General features: G+C 69.4%; 21 protein-coding genes. 19 read left to right on the top strand and 2 right to left on the bottom strand.

All coding sequences use genetic code 11. The features are described from left to right. Window positions 1-22: 22 nt before the first annotated feature. From QQA13_RS14965 to QQA13_RS14940, 6 genes are all read left to right on the top strand, one after another. A complete protein-coding gene (locus QQA13_RS14965; RefSeq protein WP_108471804.1) occupies window positions 23-1,135 on the top strand; it encodes an S-(hydroxymethyl)glutathione dehydrogenase/class III alcohol dehydrogenase in 1,113 nt (370 codons plus the stop codon). An 87-nt stretch (window positions 1,136-1,222) separates the two neighbouring features. Beyond that, window positions 1,223-1,885 (top strand): NYN domain-containing protein, encoded by a 663-nt coding sequence (locus tag QQA13_RS14960; protein WP_108471803.1) that lies wholly within the window; start codon window positions 1,223-1,225, stop codon window positions 1,883-1,885. A 103-nt stretch (window positions 1,886-1,988) separates the two neighbouring features. Beyond that, window positions 1,989-2,900, top strand: coding sequence for a class I SAM-dependent methyltransferase (locus QQA13_RS14955; protein WP_199909832.1), 912 nt, complete (start codon window positions 1,989-1,991; stop codon window positions 2,898-2,900). Window positions 2,901-2,913: 13 nt separating this feature from the next. Then, a complete protein-coding gene (locus QQA13_RS14950) occupies window positions 2,914-3,447 on the top strand; it encodes a pseudouridine synthase (RefSeq protein ID WP_108471802.1) in 534 nt (177 codons plus the stop codon). 183 nt (window positions 3,448-3,630) lie between these two features. Then, entirely contained in the window at window positions 3,631-4,752 is a 1,122-nt protein-coding gene (locus QQA13_RS14945) for a serine hydrolase domain-containing protein (RefSeq protein ID WP_108471801.1), read from the top strand. A 286-nt stretch (window positions 4,753-5,038) separates the two neighbouring features. After that, on the top strand, window positions 5,039-5,785 hold the full coding sequence (locus tag QQA13_RS14940; protein WP_199909831.1) for a class I SAM-dependent methyltransferase: 747 nt from the start codon (window positions 5,039-5,041) through the stop codon (window positions 5,783-5,785). Window positions 5,786-5,788: 3 nt separating this feature from the next. Here the strand turns inward: QQA13_RS14940 and QQA13_RS14935 are convergent, their stop codons facing one another. Next, the gene (locus QQA13_RS14935; protein WP_108471900.1) at window positions 5,789-6,586 is read right to left on the bottom strand and encodes a TatD family hydrolase; all 798 of its coding nucleotides are present in this window, start codon (window positions 6,584-6,586) and stop codon (window positions 5,789-5,791) included. A gap of 302 nt (window positions 6,587-6,888) precedes the next feature. Between QQA13_RS14935 and gspE the strand changes: the two genes are divergently transcribed. From gspE to QQA13_RS14870, 13 genes are all read left to right on the top strand, one after another. After that, window positions 6,889-8,622 carry a type II secretion system ATPase GspE gene (gene gspE / locus QQA13_RS14930; protein WP_108471799.1) on the top strand — a complete coding sequence of 578 codons (1,734 nt, stop codon included), beginning with the start codon at window positions 6,889-6,891 and terminating at the stop codon, window positions 8,620-8,622. Window position 8,623: 1 nt separating this feature from the next. After that, window positions 8,624-9,841 (top strand): type II secretion system inner membrane protein GspF, encoded by a 1,218-nt coding sequence (gene gspF, locus QQA13_RS14925; RefSeq protein ID WP_108471798.1) that lies wholly within the window; start codon window positions 8,624-8,626, stop codon window positions 9,839-9,841. 31 nt (window positions 9,842-9,872) lie between these two features. Then, the gene (gene gspG, locus QQA13_RS14920; RefSeq protein WP_108471797.1) at window positions 9,873-10,298 is read left to right on the top strand and encodes a type II secretion system major pseudopilin GspG; all 426 of its coding nucleotides are present in this window, start codon (window positions 9,873-9,875) and stop codon (window positions 10,296-10,298) included. Window positions 10,299-10,341: 43 nt separating this feature from the next. Further along, window positions 10,342-10,761 carry a GspH/FimT family pseudopilin gene (locus tag QQA13_RS14915; protein WP_211200199.1) on the top strand — a complete coding sequence of 140 codons (420 nt, stop codon included), beginning with the start codon at window positions 10,342-10,344 and terminating at the stop codon, window positions 10,759-10,761. After that, window positions 10,758-11,180 carry a type IV pilus modification PilV family protein gene (locus tag QQA13_RS14910; RefSeq protein ID WP_108471795.1) on the top strand — a complete coding sequence of 141 codons (423 nt, stop codon included), beginning with the start codon at window positions 10,758-10,760 and terminating at the stop codon, window positions 11,178-11,180. The genes QQA13_RS14915 and QQA13_RS14910 overlap by 4 nt, the downstream gene beginning before the upstream one ends. Next, window positions 11,177-11,833 (top strand): prepilin-type N-terminal cleavage/methylation domain-containing protein, encoded by a 657-nt coding sequence (locus tag QQA13_RS14905; protein WP_108471794.1) that lies wholly within the window; start codon window positions 11,177-11,179, stop codon window positions 11,831-11,833. Before QQA13_RS14910 ends, QQA13_RS14905 begins: the two co-directional genes overlap by 4 nt. Further along, a complete protein-coding gene (locus QQA13_RS14900) occupies window positions 11,830-12,699 on the top strand; it encodes a general secretion pathway protein GspK (protein WP_108471793.1) in 870 nt (289 codons plus the stop codon). Before QQA13_RS14905 ends, QQA13_RS14900 begins: the two co-directional genes overlap by 4 nt. Then, window positions 12,696-13,868, top strand: coding sequence for a PilN domain-containing protein (locus QQA13_RS14895; protein ID WP_159082186.1), 1,173 nt, complete (start codon window positions 12,696-12,698; stop codon window positions 13,866-13,868). Before QQA13_RS14900 ends, QQA13_RS14895 begins: the two co-directional genes overlap by 4 nt. Further along, window positions 13,865-14,512 carry a type II secretion system protein GspM gene (gene gspM, locus QQA13_RS14890; protein WP_108471792.1) on the top strand — a complete coding sequence of 216 codons (648 nt, stop codon included), beginning with the start codon at window positions 13,865-13,867 and terminating at the stop codon, window positions 14,510-14,512. Before QQA13_RS14895 ends, gspM begins: the two co-directional genes overlap by 4 nt. Beyond that, window positions 14,509-15,228: a general secretion pathway protein GspN gene (locus tag QQA13_RS14885; protein WP_108471791.1), complete on the top strand. Its 720-nt coding sequence runs from the start codon at window positions 14,509-14,511 to the stop codon at window positions 15,226-15,228. Before gspM ends, QQA13_RS14885 begins: the two co-directional genes overlap by 4 nt. A 3-nt stretch (window positions 15,229-15,231) precedes the next feature. Then, on the top strand, window positions 15,232-17,562 hold the full coding sequence (gspD, locus tag QQA13_RS14880; protein WP_108471790.1) for a type II secretion system secretin GspD: 2,331 nt from the start codon (window positions 15,232-15,234) through the stop codon (window positions 17,560-17,562). A 63-nt stretch (window positions 17,563-17,625) separates the two neighbouring features. Next, complete coding sequence (hrpB, locus tag QQA13_RS14875; protein WP_108471789.1) at window positions 17,626-20,133, top strand: ATP-dependent helicase HrpB; 2,508 nt, start codon at window positions 17,626-17,628, stop codon at window positions 20,131-20,133. 151 nt (window positions 20,134-20,284) lie between these two features. Next, entirely contained in the window at window positions 20,285-22,921 is a 2,637-nt protein-coding gene (locus QQA13_RS14870; RefSeq protein WP_108471788.1) for a bifunctional diguanylate cyclase/phosphodiesterase, read from the top strand. A 146-nt stretch (window positions 22,922-23,067) separates the two neighbouring features. Here the strand turns inward: QQA13_RS14870 and QQA13_RS14865 are convergent, their stop codons facing one another. Continuing rightward, window positions 23,068-24,204, bottom strand: coding sequence for a hypothetical protein (locus QQA13_RS14865; protein WP_108471787.1), 1,137 nt, complete (start codon window positions 24,202-24,204; stop codon window positions 23,068-23,070). Window positions 24,205-24,575 lie beyond the last annotated feature (371 nt).

The raw sequence follows: 24,575 nt of genomic DNA, 5'->3' as shown, positions 1-24,575 counted from the left end.
GCCGAACGTCAGGAGTCGAATCATGAAATCACGCGCCGCCGTCGCCTGGGCCGCAGGCCAGCCGCTCACCATCGAACAGGTCGACGTGGCCGGGCCGAAGGCCGGCGAGGTGCTGGTGCGCATCGTCGCCACCGGTGTGTGCCACACCGACGCGTTCACCCTGTCCGGCGCCGATCCGGAAGGGCAGTTCCCGGTGATCCTCGGCCACGAGGGCGGCGGCATCGTGGAGGAAGTCGGCGCGGGCGTCACCTCGCTCAAGGTCGGCGACCACGTGATTCCGCTGTACACGCCCGAATGCGGCGAGTGCAAGTTCTGTCTGTCCGGCAAGACCAACCTGTGCCAGAAGATCCGCGTCACCCAGGGCCAGGGCCTGATGCCCGACGGCACCAGCCGCTTCTCGCTCAACGGCAAGCCGCTGCTGCACTACATGGGCACCAGCACGTTCAGCGAGTACACCGTGCTGCCGGAGATCTCGCTGGCGAAGATCAACCAGGCCGCGCCGCTGGAAAAGGTCTGCCTGCTCGGCTGCGGCATCACCACCGGCATCGGCGCGGTGCTCAACACGGCCAAGGTGGAAGCCGGCGCCACGGTGGCCGTGTTCGGCCTGGGCGGCATCGGCCTGTCGGTGGTGCAGGGCGCGGTGATGGCCAAGGCCGGGCGCATCATCGCGATCGACCGCCACCCGGAAAAATTCGCGATGGCGAAGGCGCTCGGCGCCACCGACTGCATCAACACCAGCGATTACCCGGACACGCCGATCCAGCAGGTCATCGTCGACCTCACTGACGGCGGCGTGGATTACTCGTTCGAGTGCATCGGCAACGTCAACGTGATGCGCTCGGCGCTGGAGTGCTGCCACAAGGGCTGGGGCGAGTCGATCATCATCGGCGTGGCCGGCGCCGGGCAGGAGATCTGCACGCGGCCGTTCCAGCTGGTCACCGGGCGCGTCTGGCGCGGCTCGGCGTTCGGCGGTGTGAAGGGTCGCTCGCAGCTGCCCGGCTACGTCGAGCGCTACCTGGCCGGCGAGATCCGCATCGACGAGATGATCACCGAAGTGCTGCCGCTGGAGCGCATCAACGAGGCGTTCGAGCTAATGCACGGCGGCCAGGTGATCCGCTCGGTGATCCACTACTGACGTAGAATGCGCGCACGCTGCCGGCCCCATCCTGCCGGCGGCGTGCCTCGTTTTCATGTTCGCACACGCCACGCACAAGGTCGCTCCATGAACCGCACCGCCATCCTCGTCGACGGCGCCTTTTTTCTTGCCCGTTACCGCAAGGTCTACGGCGAGCGCGACGCCGGCGACGCGCGCGCGGTGGCGAAGACCGTATTCAGCATGGCGCTGGAACACCTGAAGGCGCTCGACCGCCCGCGCGAGCAGCTGTACCGCATCTACTTCTACGACTGTCCGCCGCTGGAAAAGAACTTCGTCAAGCCGATCAGTGGCAGCAGCATCGACTTCGGCCGCACCGGTGCCGCCGCCTTCCGCCGCGAGCTGCACGACCAGCTGCGCCGGCAGCGCAAGATGGCGCTGCGGCTGGGCCGGCTGGCCGAACGCGGCGAATGGCAGTTGAAGCGCAGCGCCTACCAGCAGCTGCGCGAGGGCAGCCTGCACTGGGACGACCTGAGCGACGAGCACTTCGAGCCGGACATGCGGCAGACCCAGGTCGACATGAAGATCGGCATCGACATCGCCGCGCTGACCTACAAGAAGCTGGTCGACCAGATCATCCTGGTCGCCGGCGACGCCGATTTCATCCCGGCCGCGAAGCTGGCCCGCTACGAAGGCATCGACTTCATCCTCGACCCGATGTGGCAGGGCATCGCGCCGGACCTGCACGAACACATCGACGGCCTGCAATCGGTGTGCCCGCGGCCGTTCTGAGCCATCTACCCAGTCTGCACATGATTTTCGTGATATTGCATCAAATCCGGACGGCCAACGCGCCAGGGAGTCAATGATGAACCGCGGGATACGAGTGGCAAGGATGGGTACGGCGCGCCGGGTCGCGCTGCTGCTGCTGGCCGCTTGCCTGGGCCTGCCCACGATGGCTGTCGCGCAGACGTCGCGGGCCGCCTCGGCTGAGCCGGACCAGCCGGCGGACGAGCTGGTGCCGCCGACCAGTGCCAGCGACTTCACCGCCTCGCAGCTGGACAGCGTGCTGGCCGGCAGCTGGCGTTCGCCGGCCAATCGCGCCCGCGACGCGTACCGCCACCCCAAGGCCACCTTGCAGTTCTTCGGCGTGCGGCCAGACCTCACGGTGATCGAGATCACTCCCGGCGGCGGCTGGTATGCCGAGATCCTGGCGCCGCTGCTGCATGACAACGGCCACTACATCGCGGCGGAGAAGGCGCCTGCCGCCGACAGCGAGGCACGCGATGACGACAGCGCGCTGCGCAGGAAATTCGCGGCCGACGCAGCGCACTACGGCAACGCCCGCATCGTGCCGTTCGATCCGAAGGTACCGGTATTCGGTGCGCCGGCTTCGGCCGACCTGGTGCTGACTTTCCGCAACGTGCACAACTGGGTGATGGCTGACACCGCGCCGGCGATGTTCAAGGCGTTCTTCGCCGTGCTCAAGCCCGGTGGCGTGCTCGGCGTGGTCGACCACCGCGCCGACGACGGCGCCTCGCTGGAAGCGGTGAAGCGCAGCGGCTACCTGCCCACCAGCTACGTGGTGAAACTCGCCACCGAGGCGGGTTTCACGCTGGACGAAAGCAGCGATATCAACGCGAACCCGAAGGACACGAAGGATTACCCGAAGGGTGTGTGGACGCTGCCGCCCACGCTCGCGCTGGGCGAGCAGGACAAGGCGAAGTACCAGACGATCGGCGAATCCGACCGGATGACCCTGCGCTTCGTCAAGCCCGTGGTGCCGGCAGCGGCCTCGACTCCCTGAGTCGAAGCGCGCCATGCTGATCGCGTTGAACAAGCCGTACGGCGTGCTGTGCCAGTTCACCGATGACCGCGGCCGCGCCACGCTGGCGGATTTCGTCAGGCAGAAAGACGTCTATGCGGCTGGACGGCTGGACCAGGACAGCGAAGGCCTGCTGCTGCTGACCGACGACGGCCGCCTGGCGCACCGGCTCACCGACCCGCGCCACAAGCAGGCCAAAACCTACCTCGCGCAAGTCGAGGGCGTCATTGACGAGGTCGCGCTGCAAGCCTTGCGCCGCGGCGTGGTGCTGAACGACGGCCCGACCCTGCCGGCCGAAGCCGCCTTCGCCGTCGAACCGGACTGGCTGTGGCCGCGCGATCCGCCGGTGCGCTTCCGCCAGTCCATCCCGACCAGCTGGCTCACGCTGACCCTGCGCGAAGGCCGCAACCGCCAGGTGCGCCGGATGACTGCGGCGGTCGGCTTCCCGACCCTGCGCCTGATCCGCGTGCGCATCGGCGAGCATGCGCTGGATGGCCTGGCGCCCGGTGAAACGCGGGTGCTCGGCTGAATGTGGATTCCGGTGGCGGCCAGCCGTTGTTCCGATAGCACGCGAACACGCCACGGGTGCTTCCGCATGCGGAAGTCGGCAAAGTCCGCTATCGGCCACGAGCTGCCGTTCGACGTCTACGCTCGAAATACGCTCGCGGCTATGCTTGGCTGAGCGGGCACCACCCAGCTGCAGGAGGAAACCATGCCATTTGGTCTGAGATGTATCGTCCTCGCGGGGGCAATCCTGGGCCTGACCATTGTCGCGACGCCGACAAGCAGAGCGTTCAACGCCGACCGATCGAACGCCTATGCGTTGGAGTTGGCGCGACTCGATGGTTTCGCACTCGGACTGGCCGAGGTGAAGCGATTCTCGGGCGTCGTGCTGGTCGCTCGTGACGACGGCGTGGTATTCGAGAAAGCCTATGGAAAACGGGACGCCGAGGGAAACGATCCGGCAACCGTGGACATGCGTTTCAATCTCGCCTCGGCCGGCAAGATGTTCACCAGTGTAGCGATCCTTCAGCAGATCGCGGCGGGGCGGATCTCACTCGACACCCACGTAAGCGACGTGCTGAAGGACTACCCGAACCGGCGCTTCGCTGACACCGTCACCGTGCGCGAATTGCTTACGCACACCTCGGGCGCCGGTGATGTCGATCTGTTTGGGGTGGAGAACGCCGCCAACCGCGCGCGCGTGCACAGCGTCGCCGAGATGCTGGCATTGGACGACCGGCGTCCACCGGCATTCGAGCCGGGCACGAAGCTGGTCTACGACAATTTCGGCTACGTCGTGCTCGGGCGCATGGTCGAGGTGCTCTCGGGCGAAGACTACGAGAGCTACGTGCGCAGGCACATATTCCAACCCGCAGGCATGACGCGTACGGGCTTCGTGGACTGCACCACGCACGCACGGGACCTCGCAGTTGGTTACGCGACGGTAAACGGCAAACGTGTGTCCAACTGCGAGACGCTGCCCGCGCGCGGATTCCCAGCTGGCGGCGAGGTGTCGACGGCACGCGACATGTACCGTTTCGTGCAGGCGCTGCAGGCGGGCAAGCTCATCCCGCACGCGCTGTTCGCCGAAGCCACCCGCACGTATCGCGAATTCATGGGCCTCGGCTTCTTCGCCACCGGCTACGGCCCTGGCGTGCCTGCCAGCGACTTCCGCTGGGGCCATGGAGGCAGCGCCGCGGGTATCTGCGTCGACGTACGCACCTACCTGCACACCGGCGAAACCATCATCGTGCTGAGCAACAGCAATCCGCCGGACTGCTACCCGGTGGCCAATTTCCTGCACCAGCGCCACGGATCCGTGAAAGGCTGAGAACCTCTGGGTTTGGTTCGGGTCCTGCTGTCGAGCTGCGCCTACGCGTGGACTGACCATGGATCGTAAAACTTTCCGAAAGCGGACGCCCGCCACCGGCTGCAACGGGTCGAAAGCGGACCGGGACAACTTGGTGATCAGGTGGTCCGAAGGCAACACAAAACCACCAAGACCGCATGGGTCGCAACCCGCAGCACGTTCAGTCTCCACCGGGGTGGGTGATCACTTCGACCGAATCCGCAGTTGCGGGCGCGATAATACGCATTCCCTGCCACCGGAAATGCGCATGGACTTCAAGGACCACTTCTCCGGCCACGCCGCGCTGTACCGCGATGCCCGCCCGCTGCCGCCCGCCGACTGGTTCGACTGGCTGGCGGCGCAGGCGCCCGACCTCGCGCTGGCCTGGGATGCCGGCTGCGGCAACGGCCAGGCCAGCCTGGGCCTGGCCGCGCATTTCGAGCGGTTGGTCGCCACCGATCCCAGCGCCACGCAGATCGCACAGGCCACGCCGCATCCGCGCATCGATTACCGCACCGAGCCGGCCGAACGCAGCAGCCTCGCCGCCGGCAGCGTCAGCCTGGTCGGCGTGTCGCAGGCGCTGCACTGGTTCGACCTCGCCGCCTTCCATGCCGAGCTGCGCCGCGTGGCTAAGCGCGGCGCGCTGGTGGCGATCTCGGCCTATGGCAACTGCAGCGTGAGCCGCGCCGTCGACGCGGTCGAACGGCGGCTCTACGCCGATACGCTGGCCCCAGACTGGCCGCCCGAGCGCGCCTTGGTGGATGCCGGATACGCCAGTCTGCCGTTTCCGTTCGAGCGCGTTGATGCACCCAGCTTCATGATGCGTGCCGACTGGAACCTCGCTCAATTCCTCACCTACCTGCGCTCGTGGTCGGCGGCGCAGCGGCATCGGCAGCGCACCGGCCACGATGCGGTGCAGGCGGCCGCCCCCGAGCTGGCTGCGGCCTGGGGCGAGCCCGAACGGGTGCGCGCGGTGCGCTGGCCGTTCTTCGTGCAGGTGGGGCGGGTGGCGTGACGCTCAGGCCGCTTCGACCAGGCCGAAGAACGCCTCCGCCGTGGCGGTGCTGTTCGCCGCGGTGACTTCCGCGCTCTCGCCGCGGTCGCGGGCGACTTCCTCGCAGATGTGCTTCAGGTACATCGGCTCGTTGCGCCGGTGGCTGGGCGGCGGCCGCACCGTGCGTGGCAGCAGGTAGGGTGCGTCGGTCTCCAGCATCAGTCGGTTGGCCGGAATCGTGCGCACCAGTTCGCGCAGGTGGGTGCCGCGGCGTTCGTCGCAGATCCAGCCGGTGATGCCGATGTGGCAGTCCAGCGCCAGGTAGTCGCGCAGCGCCTCGCCGGTGTCGGTGAAGCAGTGCACCGCCGCGCCAGGCACCCGGTCGCGGTAGCGCCGGAGCAGGGCGACGAAATCCGCGTGTGCATCGCGCTGGTGCAGGAACAGGGGCATCTGCAGGTCGGCCGCGATCTGCAGCTGGCGTTCGAACACCCGCAGCTGCACCTCGCGCGGCGAATAGTTGCGGTTGTAGTCCAGCCCGGTTTCGCCGACCGCGCGTACCTGCGGTTGCAGCGCCAGTTCGCGCAACACCGCATCGGTGGCGTCGTCATAGTCGAGCGCGTGGTGCGGATGTACGCCGGCGGTGGCGAACAGCGTGCCGGGGTGCGCCTTGGCCAGCGCCAGCGCGTGTTCGCTGCCCTCGCGCGAGGCGCCGGTCACCACCATCCGCATTACGCCGTGGGCCTGCGCGCGCTGCAGCACGGCGTCGAGGTCGGGGTGGAACGACTCGTGGGTGAGGTTGGCGCCGATATCGAGCAGTGGCATGGTGCGGCCGGTCATCGAAAGCGGCATTGTCCCAGACCCCGGCAGCGACGCAAACGCGCGACCGGCGGCGGGCGCGTCGCGAGCCTGCGACCCGCGTCACGCCGGCGGCGGCACAGGAAATTTTCCTAGGCTGCGGATGTCCCACGCTATGGGCGCATGCCCCACAATGGATGTTTGTGCCGGCGTGGTGGCTGGCGTAGCGGCATTCACCTGCTGCCAGCCGGATGTGCTAACTATGGTGCGTGCCGTTTCGCCGCAGGGGAGCGTCGACGGCTTTTCGCGGTTATCGAGCGGGGTGGAGGATGTCGGCAGTGATCGAGCCGGCGGTCGGCGGGTCGGTTCAGGTGGCGGATGACCGCGAGGCGGAAGTCTGCGCCTGGCTGGTCGCGCGCGGACGCCTGAAGGACGGCGACCTGGGCCGTGCGCGCCGCCTGCACGAGGAATCGGCCGAGGGCACGCTGACCACCTTGATGGCGCGGCTCGGGCTGGTCTCGGAGCGTGACCTGGCCGAGGCCTGGGCCGAGCTGCTGCAGGTGCCGTTGCTGGCCGCGCGCGATGCGCCGGAACTGCCGCCGGCCGAGCTGGAGCTGTCGCTGCGCTTCCTGAAACAGCAGCACGTGGTGCCGGTGCAGGATGACGTGCACGGCCTGGCGCTGTTGGTGGCCGATCCGGCCGATCCGTATCCGCTGCAGGCGGTCGAATTGGCCGCCGGCCGGCCGGTGGCGTTGCGGGTGGGCCTGCGTTCGGAAATCGATGGGCTGATCGAACGTTATTACGGCAGCGGTCGCTCGGCGATGGGTACCATCGTGGAGAACCTCGACGGCAGCGCCGCGGAGGAGGACGACGTCGAGCACCTGCGCGACCTGGCGTCCGAGGCTCCCGTCATCCGGCTGGTGAACCTGATCCTGCAGCGCGCGGTCGAACAGCGCGCGTCGGACGTGCACATCGAGCCGTTCGAGAACCGGTTGAAGGTGCGCTACCGCATCGACGGCGTGCTGCATGAAGTGGAAGCGCCACCGTCGTCCTCCACCGCCGCGGTGATCTCGCGCGTGAAGATCATGGCGCGGCTCAACATCGCCGAGCGCCGCCTGCCGCAGGACGGACGCATCCAGCTGCGCGTACAGGGCAAGGAACTGGACCTGCGCGTTTCGACCGTGCCGACCAGCTTCGGCGAGTCGGTGGTGATGCGCATCCTGGACCGCGAATCGGTGGTGTTCGATTTCGCCTCGCTGGGCTTCACCGACAGCTTCCAGCAGCGCTTCGTCGACGTGCTGGAAAAGCCGCACGGCATCCTGCTGGTGACCGGCCCCACCGGTTCCGGCAAGACCACCACGCTGTACACCGCGCTGTCGCAGATCAACACCAACGACGTGAAGATCATCACCGTCGAGGACCCGGTCGAATACCAGCTCGAAGGCATCAACCAGATCCAGGTGAAGCCGCAGATCGGGCTGGATTTCTCCGGCGCCTTGCGCTCGATCATGCGTCAGGACCCGGACGTGATCATGATCGGCGAGATGCGCGACCTGGAGACCTGCCGCATCGCGATCCAGTCCGCGCTGACCGGCCACCTGGTGCTGTCCACCCTGCACACCAACTCGGCGGCCGGCGGCATCACGCGCCTGCTCGACATGGGCGTGGAAGACTACCTGCTCGGCTCCACCATCAACGGCATCCTGGCGCAGCGGCTGGTACGCCGGCTCGATCCGGAAACCGCGATCGCGTACGAGGCACTGCCCGAAGTGATCGAGCAGTTCGAGCTGCACAAGTACACCGACGAGCGGCCGATCCGGCTGTGGAAACCGGGCAGCAGCGCGGCCAACCCCAGCGGCTACCGCGGCCGCCGCGCGATCATGGAGTTCCTCACCATGAGCGACCCGCTGCGCCGGCTGGTGATGCAGCGCGCGAACGAGGGCGACATCGAGAAGCAGGCGCGCAGCGAGGGCATGCGCACCATGTACGAGGACGGCATCGCCAAGGCCGTGGCCGGCATCACCACGCTGGAAGAGGTCCTGCGCGTGACGCAGGAAGGCTGAGGTGGCGCAGTTCCGTTACAAGGCGGTCAACGATGCCGGCGAGACGCTGCAGGGGCAGATGGAAGCCGCCAGCGTCGAGGAAGTGATCGGCCGCCTGCAGGACCAGGGGCACACGCCGCTGGAAGCGCTGCCGGCCGACGGTGCCGGCGGTGGCAGCGGCTTCGCCGCGCTGTTCAAGCGCGGTCCGTTCAGCGGTGACCAGCTGGCCCAGTTCACCCACCAGCTGGCCACCCTGCTGGGCGCCGGCCAGCCGCTGGACCGCGCGCTCGGCATCCTGCTGGAGCTGCCCGAGGGCGAGAGCGCGAAGAAGCTGGTCGAGCGTGTGCGCGACCGCGTGCGCGGCGGCAATACCCTGTCGTCGGCGCTGGACGAGGAGCATGGCGTGTTCCCCAAGCTGTACGTCAGCCTGGTGCGCGCCGGCGAGGCGGGCGGTTCGCTGGAAGAGACGCTGCGCCGGCTGGCCGACTACCTGGAGCGCGCGCAGCAGCTGCGCGGCAGCATCGTCAATGCGCTGATCTATCCGGCGTTCCTGCTGGTCGGCGTGCTCGGTTCGCTGGTGCTGCTGCTGGCCTACGTGGTGCCGCAGTTCGTGCCGATCTTCGAGGACATGCAGGTGCCGGTGCCGTGGATCACCGCCGCGGTGCTGGCGCTCGGCAACGCGCTGCAGTCGTGGTGGTGGCTGATCCTGCTGCTGCTCGGCGGCGGCTTCTTTGCGTGGCGCACGCGCTTGCGCGATCCGGCGGCGCGGCTGGCATGGCACGCGAAACTGCTGCGGCTGCGCGTGGTCGGCCCGCTGCTGCTGAAGGTGGAGACCGCACGCATCGCGCGCACGCTGGGCACCTTGCTGAAGAATGGCGTACCGTTGCTCAGCGCGCTGGCCATCGCGCGCCAGGTCACCGCCAACCGCGCGCTGGACGCGGCATTGAGCGCGGCGCACGAACAGGTCAAGGGCGGCGCGGGCCTGAGTCTGGCGCTGGGTCAGTCGAAACTGCTCCCGCGGCTGGCGATGCAGATGGTGCAGGTCGGCGAGGAAGCTGGTCAGCTCGACACCATGCTGCTGAAAGTCGCCGACACCTTCGAACTTGAGTCCAAACGCGCGATCGATCGCCTGCTGGCCGCACTGGTGCCCGCGCTGACCATCGTGATGACCGTGCTGGTGGCGATCATCATGGCCGCGATCCTGCTGCCGCTGCTCAGCCTGACCAGCAATATCCAATAGACCTTCCACCCGCATCTTCGAGGCGATTCCCATGCAGCAAAGACAACCACGACGACCCGGTGCGAGCGCCGGCTTCACCCTGCTCGAAATGCTCGCGGTGATCGTGCTGATCGGCATCATCGGTGCGGTGGTGGTGACCCAGGTCGGCAAGAACGTCGACAAGGGCAAGTACGGCGCCGGCAAGGCGCAGCTGATGACCTTGAGCCAGAAGATCGAGAACTACGCGCTGGACAACGGTTCGCCGCCGCAACAGCTGGAAGGGCTGGCGGTGAAGCCGGCGAACGCGCCGAACTGGCAGGGCCCGTACGCGAAGGCATCCGACCTGAAGGATCCCTGGGGCCACGCGTTCGGCTACCAGTACCCGGGCCAGCACGGCAGTTTCGACCTGATCTTCTACGGCCAGGACGGCAAGCCCGGCGGCGACGGCTACAGCAAGGACGTGGGCAACTGGCAGTAGGCATGTGAGAGCCCCACGCGCCCACGGCTTCACCCTGCTGGAAATGCTGGCGGTGATCCTGCTGATCGGCATTGCCGCGGCGGCGGTGTCGGTCTCGGTGAGCCAGGGCCTGGCCAGCGCGCGCGTGCGCGCGGCCAGCAGCGAGCTGGCCGGTGCCCTGCGCGCGACCCGCGCGCAGGCGATCGTGCGCGGCCAGGAGCAGCACTTCGACGTGGACACCCGCGCCAACAGCTACGACGGCGCGAAACGGCAGGGCGTGCACCTGCCGAAAGGCCTGCGCGTGAGCATCACCAGCGCGAAGGAAGACCAGCCGAACGACCACACCGGCCGCATCCGCTTCTTCCCCGACGGCAGCTCCACCGGTGGGCGCATCACGCTCACCAGCGGCCGGCGCGAGTGGCACGTCAACGTGGCCTGGCTGACCGGCGAGGTGCGCGTGGTCGACACGGTGGCGCAGCGATGAACGCCGGGCGGCGCCAGCGCGGCTTCAGCCTGCTGGAAGTGATCGCCGCGATCATGCTGCTGGCGATCGCGTTTACCGCGCTGATGAAGGTGGCCGGTGCGTCGATCAGCCTGAGCCACAACGCGGCCGAACACAGCGCGGCGGCGATGCACGCGCGCAGCCTGCTCGACAGCGCGTTCGTGGGCGAACCGGTCACCCCGGGCAGCCGCTCCGGCCGCTTTGATCGGCAGTACCGCTGGCAGCTGGACGTGACGCCGTGGAATGCGGCCGGCCCGGCCGTGCCCGGTGCGACGCTGCAGCTGTACCAGCTGGACCTGACCGTGTCGTGGGGGGCGGCGGCGCATCCGCGCACGGCACACTTCCGCACGCTGCGGCTGGGCACGCCGGCACCCACCGGCAACGCGCAGGCATCGCGATGAAGCGCGTCGCCGGCTTCACCCTGCTGGAAGTGCTCGCCGCGCTGGTGCTGCTGGCGTTGCTGCTGGTCGGCGTGTACTCGGGCATCCGCACCGCCAGCCACAGCGTGCGCTCGGGCACCGCGGCGATCGAACGGGTCGACCAGGTGCGCTCGGCGCAGCAGTTCCTGCGCCGCGAACTGGCGCAGAGCATGCTGCAGCCGATCGGCCGCACCGAGCAGGGCGAGCCGGTCTATTTCGAAGGCAGTGCGCGCGAGATGCGTTACGTGGCGCCGCTGCCCGGCTACCTCGGCAAGCTCGGCCCGCAGCTGCAGCAACTGCAACTGGTCGACGACGGCCACGGCGGCCTGCGGCTGGAACTGAGCCTGGCCCTGCTGCCACCGGACGGCCAGCCGCCGCAGCCACTGGGCGAGCCGCAGGTGCTGCTCGACCACATCAAGGCCGGCAGCTTCGCCTATCGCGGCGTCGATCAGCAGGGCGCCGCGCTGCCGTGGTCGCCGGCATGGGCGGACGGCCGCCTGCTGCCGCAGCTGGTGCGGATCGAGCTGCAGGCGCCGGGCGCGCTGCCGTGGCCGCAGCTGGACGTGCCGCTGCGCGCGAATCCGGCGCAGACTGAGCTGTCGCGCATGCGCATGCGCGGCGGGAGCATCCGATGAAGTATCGGCCACAGCGGTCACCGGCCAGCCAGCGCGGGGTTGCCCTGCTGCTGGTGCTGTGGGCGTGCACGCTGCTGGCGATCCTGCTCGGCGGCTACGCCGCGCTGGCGCGCACCGAAGGCCTGCAGGCGCGCTACCAGTTCGCCCGGACCCAGGCGCACTACGCCGCCGAGGCCGGCCTGATGCGTGCGCTGTACGCCCTGCAGGACCCGCGGCCGAAGCAGCACTGGGCCGGCGACGGCCGGCCGTATGCGTTCAGCTACGACCGGGCCACGGTCGTCGTGCGCGCGATCGACGAGAGTGGCAAGGTCGACCTCAACGCCGCCTCACCGGAGGTGCTGCGCGGCCTGTTCCAGGCGGCCGGGCTGAAGGCGGCCGAGGCGCAGGCGCTGACCGGCCGCGTGCTGGACTGGCGCAACCCGATCGTGCTCGAAGGCGATGCTGCCAGCCAGCGCGCGATCTACAAGGCGGGCGGCCGCGACTACGGCCCGCGCGGCGGCCCGTTCGCCAGCATCGAGGAACTGCAGATGGTGCTGGGCATGACGCCGGCGCTGTACCGGCAGATGGCGCCGGCGGTGACGATCTGGGCCGGCACCACCAGCCCGGACCCGAACACCGCGCCGCCGCTGGCGCTGGCCGCGATTCCCGGGATGACTCCGGAGCAACTGAGCCAGATCCAGGCCGTGCGGCAGCGCAACGCGGCCGACCCACGGCTGGTTCTCAACAACGGAACCACGCATAGTATTCGTTCGGAGGCTACGCTGGCCGACGGCACGCGCGCAATTTTGCGCGCCACGGTGCGCCTGCAGGCGGGGCAGGCGCAACCGTACATGGTGCTGCGCTGGCAGGAGGGGGAGGCGGAATGAGTACGGCAACGCAGTCGCTGCGGCCGTGGGTGGAGCGCATGCGCCGTGGCTGGCGTGCCTCGCCGTTGCCGGGTTTCCTCGGCTGGTGGGGTGGCCAGCTGCGCGAGCTGCTGCCGCCGCGCTGGCGCGGCTGGTTCGGCAGCGGCGCGGACTGGCACCTGCTGCAGCACACGGGTACGCAGTGGAGCGTTCGCCGCAGCGGCCACGCCGAAGTGCTGGCGAGCTGGGACGACGGCGCCGACACGGCCGCCGATGGCGTGCGCGTGGCGCCGGTCGCGTTGAGCGCGGCGCTCAAGCGCGTGGATCGCGAGGACCTGCGGCTGGCGCTGCTGCTGCCGCCGGCGCGGGTGCTGCGGCGCACGCTGGCGCTGCCGCTGGCGGCGCACGACAACCTGCTGCAGGTGGCCGGCTTCGAGATGGACCGGCAGACCCCGTTCACCCTGGCGCAGGTGTACTACGCCGTGCGCGAGCTGGCCGCGCCCGCGCCGCCGGGTCGCTTCAGCGCGGAGCTGGTGGTGGCTACCCGCGACACGCTCGATCCGTTGCTGGCACGCCTGCGCGCGCAGGGCATCGCGGTCGACGCGGTGGACCTGGCCGTGGGCGACGGCCGTCTCGGCGTCAATCTGCTGCCGCCGGAACAGGTGCCACATCACGCGCATCCGCGCCGCCGGCTGAACCTGATCCTGGCTGCGGCCTGCGTGCTGCTGCTGGTGCTTGTGTTGGGCGAGTGGCTGCACAACCGGCAACTGGCGCTGGCGCAGATGCAGGCCGAGGTCGCGGCGATGCGCGGTGAGGCGCAGCAGGTGGCCGAGCTGCGCCAGCAATTGCAGGACAACGCCGGCGCCGCCGGTTTCCTGGCCCGGCGCAAGCACGACACGGTGGCCAAGCTCAGCCTGCTGCAGGACGTCACCGAGCGCCTGCCGGACAGCGCCTGGCTGGAACGCTTCAGCGTCGACAATACCGGCCAGATCGGCCTGCAGGGGCAGAGCCAGCAGGCGGTGAAGCTGCTCGACGCCCTGAAGGATTCGAAGCTGGTCACCGGCGCCAGCTTCCAGGGCAGCATCCAGCCCGATCCCACCAGTGGCAAGGAACGCTTCTACCTGATTGCGCACATAAACCAGCCGAAACCGGCAGCGCCCCCGACGGCGACCGACGAGGGCACGCCGTGAAGACCATCACGATGAATCCGCGCGACAGCCGCGTCGTGGCCATCCTGCTGCTGTTGCTGGCGCTGGGGCTAGCCTATCTGCTGCTGCTGCACTGGTGGTTCGTGGTGCCGCTACAACAGGTGCGCAGCGAGATGGCCGACCTGCGCGACACGCACAGCCGCTATGCCGCGGCGATCGCCGAGAAGCCGGCGCTGCAGCAGCGCCTCGCCGCGCTCGGCGCCGGCCAGGCCGCCAGCAGTGCGTTCCTCGCCGCCGACGATCCGAACACCGCCGCGGGCGACCTGATGCAGCGGGTGATCGACGTGGTCGCCGCCAACGCCGGCGGCGAGCACTGCGCGGTAACCCAGAAGATGCAGCTGCCAAACCCATCCACTTCGGCCGGCGAGCCGTACCGCAAGGCGGCGGTGAGCATCAGCCTGAACTGCGACATGGAGCCGCTGGCGGCGGTGCTGCAGGCGCTGGAGCAGGGCACGCCGTACCTGTTCGTCGACGACCTCAGCATCTACCGCAACCCGGTGGTCGCGCAGCAGAACAACGCCGCGGCACTGGAAGTGCAGTTCAGCCTGTCCGGCTACGTACGCCCGGCACGTGCGGCAGCCGTGCCCGCCGAGCGCGCAGCCGACGACACGGGAGCCACGCCATGAACGCCGCCAACCAGCGCCAGCTGACGCCGGTACTGGCCCTGCTCGCCGTGCTGCTGGGCGCCGTGCTGCTGTTGCTGCTGGGCGGGATCGGCCGCGGCGTGCGCTGGGATGCGCCGCGCCCGCCCGCGCCGCTGCCGCCGGCCGCCCGGCAAGCCGACCTGCCGCAACCGGTGCCGCTGCAGCAATACGCGCTGGTCTGGCAGCGGCCGCTGTTCAGCCCCGACCGCAAGCCGACCGCCCGCGCCGGCGGCGGCAACCTGGGCGACCTCGAGCTGACCGGCATCATCCTCACCCCCGGCCTGCGCATGGCGCTGCTGCACGACCGCAACGGCGACAAGCAGGTGCGCCTGCGTGAAGGTGAGGCGCTGCCCGACGGCAGCGTGAGGCTGGTCGAGCTGCGCCCGCGCTCGGCGCTGTTCGATTCGTCGGCCGGGCGCACCGAACTGAAGCTGCCGGCCGGCGCGCCGATCGATCAGCCGCGTGGCGCGGCGGACGTGCGCGGCCAGCCGCCGGCCGGCGACGCGGCAGTGCGGCTCGCGCCGGACGCCGCCGGGGCCGCGGCGGTCGACCGCAACCGCGGCGGCGCCGTGCCGATGCATCTCGCCCCGGCGGCCGCGCCGCCGCCTGCCCCCGAATCGGCCGCCGAGCGGCTGCGCAAAAGCATCCAGAAACGTCGGGCCGCCCGTGCTGCGGCGACCCACGAAGGAGAACATTGATCCATGTCCCGCATGCTCATCCAGCAAGTCCTGCGCAGCGCCACGCTTGCCCTCGCGGTGGGCCTGGCCGCCTGCGCCAGCCTGCCGCCACCGCACGACGACGGCGCGCTGCAGCGTGAGGCTATGGCCGGCACGCAGAATCCGGTGCCGGCGCCGCTGCCGTTGAATACCGGCAGTAGCAGCCACGCCGCGCCGGCGACCACCGAACTGAGCCACGGCAGCGGCCAGTTCGTCCGACCCGGTGCGCTGGCCACGCCGCGGCCGGCGGCGGGCGGCAACGGCGCGGTCACCTTCAACTTCGAGAACCAGCCGGTGCAGGCGGTGGTCAAGGCGATCCTTGGCGACCTGCTCAAGCAGAACTACACGATCGTGCCCGGCGTGCAGGGCAACATCTCCTTCGCCACCTCCGAACCGGTCGATGCCAGCCAGGCGCTGCCGATCCTGGAGACCCTGCTGTCGTGGACCGGCAACGCGCTGGTGCTGCGCGCCGGCAGCTACGTGGTGATGCCGCAGAAAGATGCGGTGGCCGGCAACCTGGTGCCCAGCCTCGGCGCCGCCGCGCCGGCGGGCGGGCTGCAGGCGCGGCTGTTCCCGCTGCACTACATCTCCGCCACCGAGATGCAGAAGCTGATCAAGCCGTTCGCGCGGCCGGACGCCACCTTGCTGGTGGACCCGGCGCGCAACCTGCTGGTGATGTCCGGCACGCCGCAGGAGCTGGCCAACTACCAGAGCATGGTGCGCACCTTCGACGTCGACTGGCTGCGCGGCATGTCGGTGGGCGTGTTCAACCTGCAGTACGCCAAGGTCGGCGAGCTGATGCCGAAGCTGGACGCGATGTTCGGCGAGCACGGCAACACCCCGCTGGCCGGCATGCTGCGCTTCATCCCGATCGAGCGCACCAACGCGCTGGTGGTGATCAGCACCCAGAGCGACTACCTGCAGGAAGTCGGCGACTGGATCGCCCGCATCGACCGCGGCGGCGGCAACGAGCCGCAGCTGTTCGTCTACGACGTGCGCAACATCAAGGCGTCGGACCTGGCGCGGTATCTGGCGCAGATCTACACCAACGGCGCCGGCAGCGGTGGCGGCGACAGCGGCGGCCAGGTCGGGCCGGGCCTGACCGGGGCCACCCTGGGCAGCGCCGACAACGCTGGCGCGACCAGCATGGGCAGCACCGCCGGCAGCTTCGGCAACTCCGCCGACGCGTCGCGCGGCGGCGGCCAGGTCAACGCCGGCATGGGCAGCAGCGGCTTCGGCGCCAGCGGCGGTGGTCGCGAGGGTGGCGCCGCGGCCGGCGGCGGCTTCGGCAGCAGCGCCCTCGGTTTTGGCGGCAACCCGGCCGGCGGCGGCAACAGCGCGGCCAGCGAACAGCAGTACAGCTCCAGCGACGGCAGCGTGCGGATCAGCTCGGTCGACGGCAGCAACCAGCTGCTGGTGCGCGCGCGCCCGTCGCAGTGGGAGGAGATCAAGGGCGCGATCAACAAGCTCGACAACGTGCCGCTGCAGGTGCAGATCGAGACGCGCATCCTCGAGGTCAGTCTCACCGGCGAGTTCCAGTTCGGCGTGCAGTGGTACCTGGAAGGACTGACCGGCAGCACCACCGACAGCAGCGGCAACATCGTGCCGGGCCAGCCGTACCGCCATCGCCAGCTCGGCCTGGGCCAGGGTGGCAACGCGTTCCGCGGCGAGCCGTTCTTCTACTCCTTCCTCAACAGCGACCTGCAGGTCGCCGTGCGCGCGATGGAGACCAGCGGCAACACCAAGACGCTGTCGGCGCCGTCGATGGTGGTGATGAACAACCAGGTGGCCAGCATCGCGGTCGGCAACCAGATCCCGATCAACCAGACCAGCGTGAACACCGGCCTGGGCAACCCCACCAGCTACAGCCAGGTCAGCTACCTGAGCACCGGTGTGATTCTCAACGTGCAGCCGCGGATCAATCCCGGCGGCCTGGTCTACATGAACATCAGCCAGGAGGTCAGCCAGGCCGACAAGTCGGTGCCGCTGGTCAACGGCAACCCGGCCATCTCGCAGCGCAAGCTGGCCACCCAGGTCGCCGTGCAGAGCGGCCAGACCGTGCTGCTGGGCGGCCTGATCGAACAGGCCGAGGGCAACACCGACACCGGCATCCCCGGGCTCAACCGCGTGCCGCTGCTGGGCCGGCTGTTCGGCACCACCAGCCGCAGCCGCAACCGTACCGAGCTGATCGTGCTGATCACGCCGCGGGTGATCCGCGGCGGCGCGGACGCCAAGCAGATCACCGACGACTACCAGAGCAAGTTCGAGTCGCTGGCGCCGCTGCGCGCACCCGCGGGTAGCGGCAGCAAGCCGTAGCAGACGGGCGCCCCGGCGTGTCGCCGGGGCGCCCGCGCGGCGGCGCCCGCTATCATCGGCGCGATGAATGCGCCGCCTTCGTTCCCGATCACTCCGCTGCTGCCCGAGATCCGCGCATCGCTGGCGGCGCAGCCGCGGCTGGTGCTGGAAGCGCCGCCGGGCGCCGGCAAGACCACCCAGGTGCCGCTGGCCCTGCTCGATGCGCCATGGCTGGCCGGGCAGAAGATCGTGATGCTGGAGCCGCGCCGGATCGCGGCGCGCGCCGCCGCGCAGTTCATGGCGCAGCAGCTCGGCGAAGCGGTCGGGCAGACCGTTGGCTACCGCATCCGCTTCGAGTCGAAAGTGAGCGCGGCGACCCGCATCGAAGTGGTCACCGAAGGCATCCTCACCCGCCTGATCCAGCACGATCCGGAGCTGGCCGGCATCGGCGCGGTCGTGTTCGACGAGTTCCACGAACGCCACCTCGCCGGCGACCTCGGCGCCGCGCTGGCGCTGGACGTGCAGGCCACGCTGCGACCGCAGCTGCGCCTGCTCGTGATGTCGGCCACGCTGGACGGCGAGCGCATCGCGGCCTGGCTGGGCGCGCCGCGGCTCAGCAGCCCGGGCCGCAGTTTCCCGGTGCGCGTCGACTATCCGCCGGCGCGCACGCAGGAAACGGTCGAGCACCAGCTGGCCCGCGTCGCGCGGCAGGCGCTGGAAGAAAACGACGGTGACGTGCTGGCCTTCCTGCCCGGCCGGCGCGAGATCGCACGGGCGCAGGCGGTGCTGGCGCAGACGCTGGCGCGTGATGACGTCGAGCTGGTCGCGCTGCACGGCGAGTTGTCGCTGGCCGAGCAGCAGGCGGCGCTGGCGCCGGCCGAGCCCGGTACGAGACGCATCGTGCTGGCCACCAATGTGGCCGAATCCAGCGTCACCTTGCCGGGCATCCGCGCGGTGATCGACAGCGGGCTGGCGCGCGAGCCGCGCTTCGATCCGAATTCCGGCTTCACCCGGCTGGAAACCGTGACCATCTCGCAGGCCTCGGCCGACCAGCGCGCCGGCCGCGCCGGCCGCGTGGCCGAGGGCACGGCGTACCGGCTGTGGGCGCAGGGCCGGCGGCTGGAGCCGGCGCGCACGGCCGAGATCATGCAAGCCGAACTGTCCGCGCTGGCGCTGGAGCTGGCCGCCTGGGGCAGCGACGAACTGCACTGGCTGGACCCGCCGCCACCCGGCGCGCTGGCACAGGCGCGCGAACTGCTGATGAACCTTGCCGCGCTGGACGCCGATGGCCGCATCACCGCGCTCGGCCGGCGCATGCTGGAACTGGGCGCCACGCCACGGCTCGGCGCCGCCGCGCTGCGCGCGTCGCCGGAGCTGCACGCGCTAGTGGCCGACCTGCTGGCATTGATGGAGGCACGTTCGCCGCTGCGCGGCGCGCAGGCGCGCAGCGACGATTTCCGCGCCCGCGTGACCGCGCTGCACGCCTGGCGCGACCGCCGTGGTTCGTCCACGCGCGGCGAGGCGGACAGCGGCGCGCTGGCCGCGATCGAGCAGGCCAGCAAGGGCTGGCGTCGGCGCCTGGACGTGCGCACCGCGGCCAGCGGCGTGCCCGACAGCCATGCGGTCGGCGACCTGCTGCTGCACGCGTTCCCCGACCGCATCGCGCATCGCGACGACAGCAATTCGCTGCGCTACACACTGGCCAACGGCCGCGGCGCGCGCCTGCACGAGAACACCGCGCTGCTGGGTGAGCCGTGGCTGGTCGCGCTGGATCTGCGCTTCGAGGCGCGCGACAGCCTGATCCTGGCCGCTGCGCCGCTCGATCCGCGGGTGCTGGAACGCGACTTCCCGCAGCGTTTCACCCGCGAACGCACGCTGCGCTGGAACGACGAGCGCGCCGCCGCCGAGGCGTTCGACGAACGCCGTTTCGGCGCGATCGTGCTGGAGCGGCGCAGCGTGCCGGTGAAACCTGCCGATGCGCTGCCCGCGCTGCTGGCCGCGGTGCGCGCGAAGGGGCTCGACGCGCTGCCGTGGAGCGAGCATGCGCGGCGATTGCGCGCACGCATGCAGGCACTGCGCGCGTGGCTGCCCGAGCTGGGCCTGCCGGATGTTTCCGAGCCGGCGCTGCTCGCTTCGCTGGAGGACTGGCTGGCGCCGTACCTCGACGGCAAGCACCGCTTCGACGCGCTGGACGCGGAGCAACTGTCGCAGGCACTGGCCTCGCGGTTCGACCACGAGCAGCGCCGCTTGCTCGACGCGCAGGCTCCGGAAAGCCTGCGCGTGCCGAGCGGACAGAGCCGCCGGCTGGAATACGCCGAAGGCGAGCCGCCGGTGCTGGCGGTGAAGCTGCAGGAGCTGTTCGGCCTGGCCGACACGCCGCGCGTCGGCGGCGGGCGCATCCCGGTCACCCTGCACCTGCTCTCGCCGGCAGGCCGGCCGATTCAGGTGACCCAGGACCTGAAGGGTTTCTGGGAACGCACCTACCCGGAAGTGAAGAAGGAACTGAAGGGACGCTACCCGCGCCACCCGTGGCCGGACGACCCGTGGACGGCCACCCCGACCCACCGGGCGAAGCCGCGCGAGCGACGCTGAGGCCGATCCGCACGTCGGCGGCAGGCGCTGCGTCACGCAAGATTGTTCGGTGCTTGTGTACCATCGCCGGGAACGGCACCGCGTGGTGGTCTCCTTGCCCGGAAAACAGCATTCCGACAATTCGCCTTCCGCACCGGCAGAGGACGGCGGCATGGTCGATCCCGCGATTCCGCAGCCCCCACGGTGGCACCTGGCAGCCTGGCTGTGGAGCCTGCTCGCCCTGCTGCTGGGGCTCTTGCTGTCGCTGGCCGCGCATGAGCAGCAGATGCGGCGGCTGCAGGCCGAGCGCACCCTGATCCGCAACGAGATGGCCAGCAAGGCCTACGTCTCGCTGCAGGGCAGGCTGCATGCGGCCGAGTCGCTGCTGCGCGCCGCGCAATCGCTGTTCCTTTCGTCGGAGGAGGTGGACGCTGGCGAATACGCCGGCTTCTACGCCAACATGCGTCCGCGCGAACAATTTCCCGGTCTGCTCGCACTGGCCTACGCACAACGCGAGCAGCGGCCGGACGGCGAGCATTACGTGACCCGCTGGGTCGAGCCGGAGCCCGGCAACGAGCGCGTGGTCGGGCTTGATGTCGGCATGCAGCCGCGCAATCTTGCCGGCCTGCTTGCCTCGCGCGACGACGACCTGGCGACCCTGTCCGCGCCGTTCCACCTGGCGCAGCTGGCCGAAGCCGGCATGACGGGCGAAGGTGTCACCTTGCGGCTGCCGATCTACGGCCCGGGCCCGCCGCCGCGGACCGTCGAGGAGCGGCGTGCGCGCGTGCGCGGTTCGATCGCCGTGTCGTTCCGGCTGGACGATCTGATCGGCAACGCGTTGCCCGACCAGTTGACGCGACACCTGAGCGTGCGGGTCAGCGACATCACCGGGCCGGACGCGCTGCAGCTGTTCGATTCGACGCCCGGCCTGCTGGTGCCGCCTGACGGCTACCGCTACGAGAGCAAGCTGACCTACGGCGGACGCGTGTGGAATGTCGTGATGCAGCCGCTGCCGCACCGCACGGGTGCGGGTGCCGGCGGATGGGGCCGGGCGACCCTGCTGGCCGGCGTGGTGGCGAGCATCCTGCTGGCACTGCTGGCGTACTCCGTCGCCAGCACCCGCCAGCGTGCGCTCGCGTTGGGCTGGCGGATGAGCCGCCGCTACCGCGAGAGCGAGGAGCGTTTCCGCGCGTTGAACGAACTGCTGCCGGCGCTGGTGCTGCTGGCGGAAGCCGCGGGCGGGGCGGTCACCTATGCGAACCAGGCTTCACGCGACCGCCTCGGCCGGCACGCGACCGAGCGGCAACTGCCCGAGCTGTTCGAGGACCCGGAGCTGCGCGCGCAGCTGCAGCAGGACGATACCCGCGGCTGCAGCCGGGTCGATGCGCTGCTGCGCAACGACGAAGGCGGCGCCTTCTGGGCCAGCGTGGCGATCTCGCGGATACGGCTGAACGGGCGCGACAAGCTGCTGATGGTGGCCAGCGACATCAGCGAACAGCGCCAGCTGACCGAGCTGCTCAGCCACCAGGCCAGCCACGACGCGCTGACCGAGCTGTACAACCGGCGCGAGTTCGAGCGCCGCCTGCATGACACGCTGGCGGCCACCGGCGCCGGCACCCCGCCGGCCGTGCTGCTGTACATCGACCTGGACCAGTTCAAGCTGATCAACGACACCTCCGGCCACCTCGCCGGCGACCAGCTGCTGGCCCAGCTGGCGATCGTGATGCGCAAGCAGCTGGGCGGCACCGACGTGCTGGCGCGGCTGGGCGGCGACGAATTCGGCGTACTGGCGACCAATGTGGCCGACCGCGACGAGGCCGAGCGGATCGCCGAACGCGTGCGCCGCTGCATCGACGGTTACATCTTCATCTGGGAACAGCGCAGCTGCACCATCAGCGCCAGCATCGGCGGGGTCATGATCGACCGCCCCGGCATCCTGGTGAAGGACCTGCTGGCACAGGCCGACACCGCCTGCTACATGGCCAAGGAGCTCGGCCGAAATCGCGTGCATTTCTTCTCCGAGCGCGACGACGAGACGGTGCGCCGGCATGGCGAGATGGAATGGGCGAACCGCCTGCGCTGGGCGGTCGACGAGCATCGGCTGGTGCTCACCTACCAGGAGATCTGGCCGCTGCCGCTGGCGGCCGGCGGCGAGCCCGATGTCGAGCTGCTGCTGCGTTTCCGCGAGGAATCCGGCCAGCTGGTGGCGCCCGGCGTGTTCATGCCCGCGGCCGAGCGCTATGGCCTGATGCCGGTGGTCGACCGCTGGGTGATCGAGACCACGCTGGCGAACTTCGACCGGCTGCATCCGTCCGGTGGCGCGCTGCGCATGGTGGCGATCAACCTGTCCGGTGCCAGCGTCGAGGACGAGGCGCTGGCTGGCTTGATCATTGGCCTGCTGCGCCGCTACCGGGTCGAGCCGTCGCGGGTGTGCTTCGAGATCACCGAGACCGTGGCGGTGCGCAACCTGTCGCAGGTGGTGCGCTTCATGGAACAGCTGCGTGCGGTGGGTTGCCGGATCGCGCTGGACGATTTCGGCGCCGGCATGTCCTCGTTCACTTATCTGAAGAACCTGCCGCTGGACATCATCAAGATCGACGGCAGCTTCGTGCGCGACATGCTCACCGACCCGGTCAGCCACCTGATGGTCAGGGCGGTCACCGACATCGGCCACCGACTCGGCCTGGAAGTGGTCGCCGAATGGGTGGCCGACGCGGAAACCGTGCAGGCGCTGGCGGCGTTGGGGGTGAACCGGGTGCAGGGTTTCAGCCTGCATCGGCCCGAGCCAGCGCTGTTCCAGCGCGACTGAGCCGGCGGCGCTTCTCGCGTCCCGGTCGAACGCGAAGCGGCGCCTTGCCAGCAAAAAAATGGCCCGATCGTCGCCGATCGGGCCATCGTCTTCACGTTTGCACGGACCCGTCGCGCCGCCTGCAGGTGCAGGCGGCGGGTGCCGTGTTACAGCACGATCGGGTGCGTGATGTCGCACTCGTTGGTGTCGTTCGACCAGGTGCTCTGCATGGCGTAACTGCCGTTGCCCATCACCACGTTCTGGGATTTGCCCTGGCCGGAGCTGATCCAGGCGCACTCGTCACCGTTCTCCTGGCCCTTGCTGCGTGAGCCCTTGACGTGGTTGGTCCAGCCACCGGCCGGGTTCTGGTCGGTCACGGTCTCGGCGTACTCGTGGCCGTTGACGATCGAGAAGCCGTCCACCAGGCCCTGGGTGCCGCTGTTGACGAAGTTCTCGCCGCAGCTGGTGCCCATGTCGTAGACGTACGGCATGTTGGTGAAGGCCACGTCACCGACCGGCGAGGTGATGCCGTAGTTGTCGCCCTGCCAGTCATGCCAGGCGCAGAAGTTGCCGGTGGAGGTGTTGAACCCGTCCGGGTGCGTGCCGGTCGGCGACAGGATGATGTACTGCGCGTAGCGGTTGGCGGCGGCGGTGGTGTTGCCGAAATGCTGCGCGGCCTTGATCGCCTCCTGTGCCAGCTGCGTGCCGGTGGCGTTGGACGGCGAGGCCACCGAGTTGTCGTACCAGACGGAGACCAGCGCGCCGTTCGAGGGATAGCCGATGTGGCTGGCGCTCGACGCGCAGAAGGTGGCGCCGGTGGAGACGCCGCTGCCGTCGCAATACTGGGTCATCACGCCCGACCACAGCTCGCCGCCGGTGCCCAGCCCCTTGAACAGGTTCTGCAGGTACGGCACGGCGCTCACCGGGTCGTTGCTCAGGGTCATGTTGCCGTTGGCGTCGGTGCCGGCGGTGCCCCACTGGCTGCCATAGACCACGATGTAGACGTGTGGCGTGCCGCTGGTGACGCCGATGCCGTCCACGCCGCCGCCATAGCTCAGGGTTTTCCCGCTGGTGGTCGTGCCGCTGCCGGGCTGGGCGGCGTGCAGGTTGTCGTACTGGCGCATGCGGGCCAGCGCTTCCTGGGTGGGAACCGCGCCGTGGCGATAGGGATGCCCGTACGAGGGTGCATACGGGTTCGGTGCGAATTCATCCGTGTTGCCGGCGACTGCCGAGCCGAGAGTTGCGGCGAGCAGGGCGGTGCTGGCGAATGCGATGAGCAGATTGCGCTTCAATGACGTCGACATATGACTCCCCGTGAATTTTTAGGACAAACGGACCCGGTGCGGTCGAATCGACCCCATGCGGGAATGGCCGCATTGCATGCGGCAAGTAATGGCATTGCAGGCTGGAACGGGATCCCGTGAATACCAGCGGTCGTCCCTGATTGCATCCTTCGGACGAGACCGCCGTCGCTTTTCCGGGATACCGGTGTGGCCGGGCCTCCCTCGGGGATCATTCGCCAACCTCCCCGATTGGCGAATCCCGCCAACTTAGGTTAGGCGGGCGAAAACCGTCAATAGGATTTTTTCAAATATGGAACAAAAAGCAGAATCTTCACGGCGAAAAACACCTTCGTTCCACCATCGGATTAATCGACATCAATTAATTGCGATTA

This window comes from Rhodanobacter thiooxydans, assembly GCF_030291135.1.
GTDB classification, from domain to species: domain Bacteria; phylum Pseudomonadota; class Gammaproteobacteria; order Xanthomonadales; family Rhodanobacteraceae; genus Rhodanobacter; species Rhodanobacter thiooxydans_A.
This window is presented reverse-complemented; position numbering and strand designations above follow the sequence as displayed.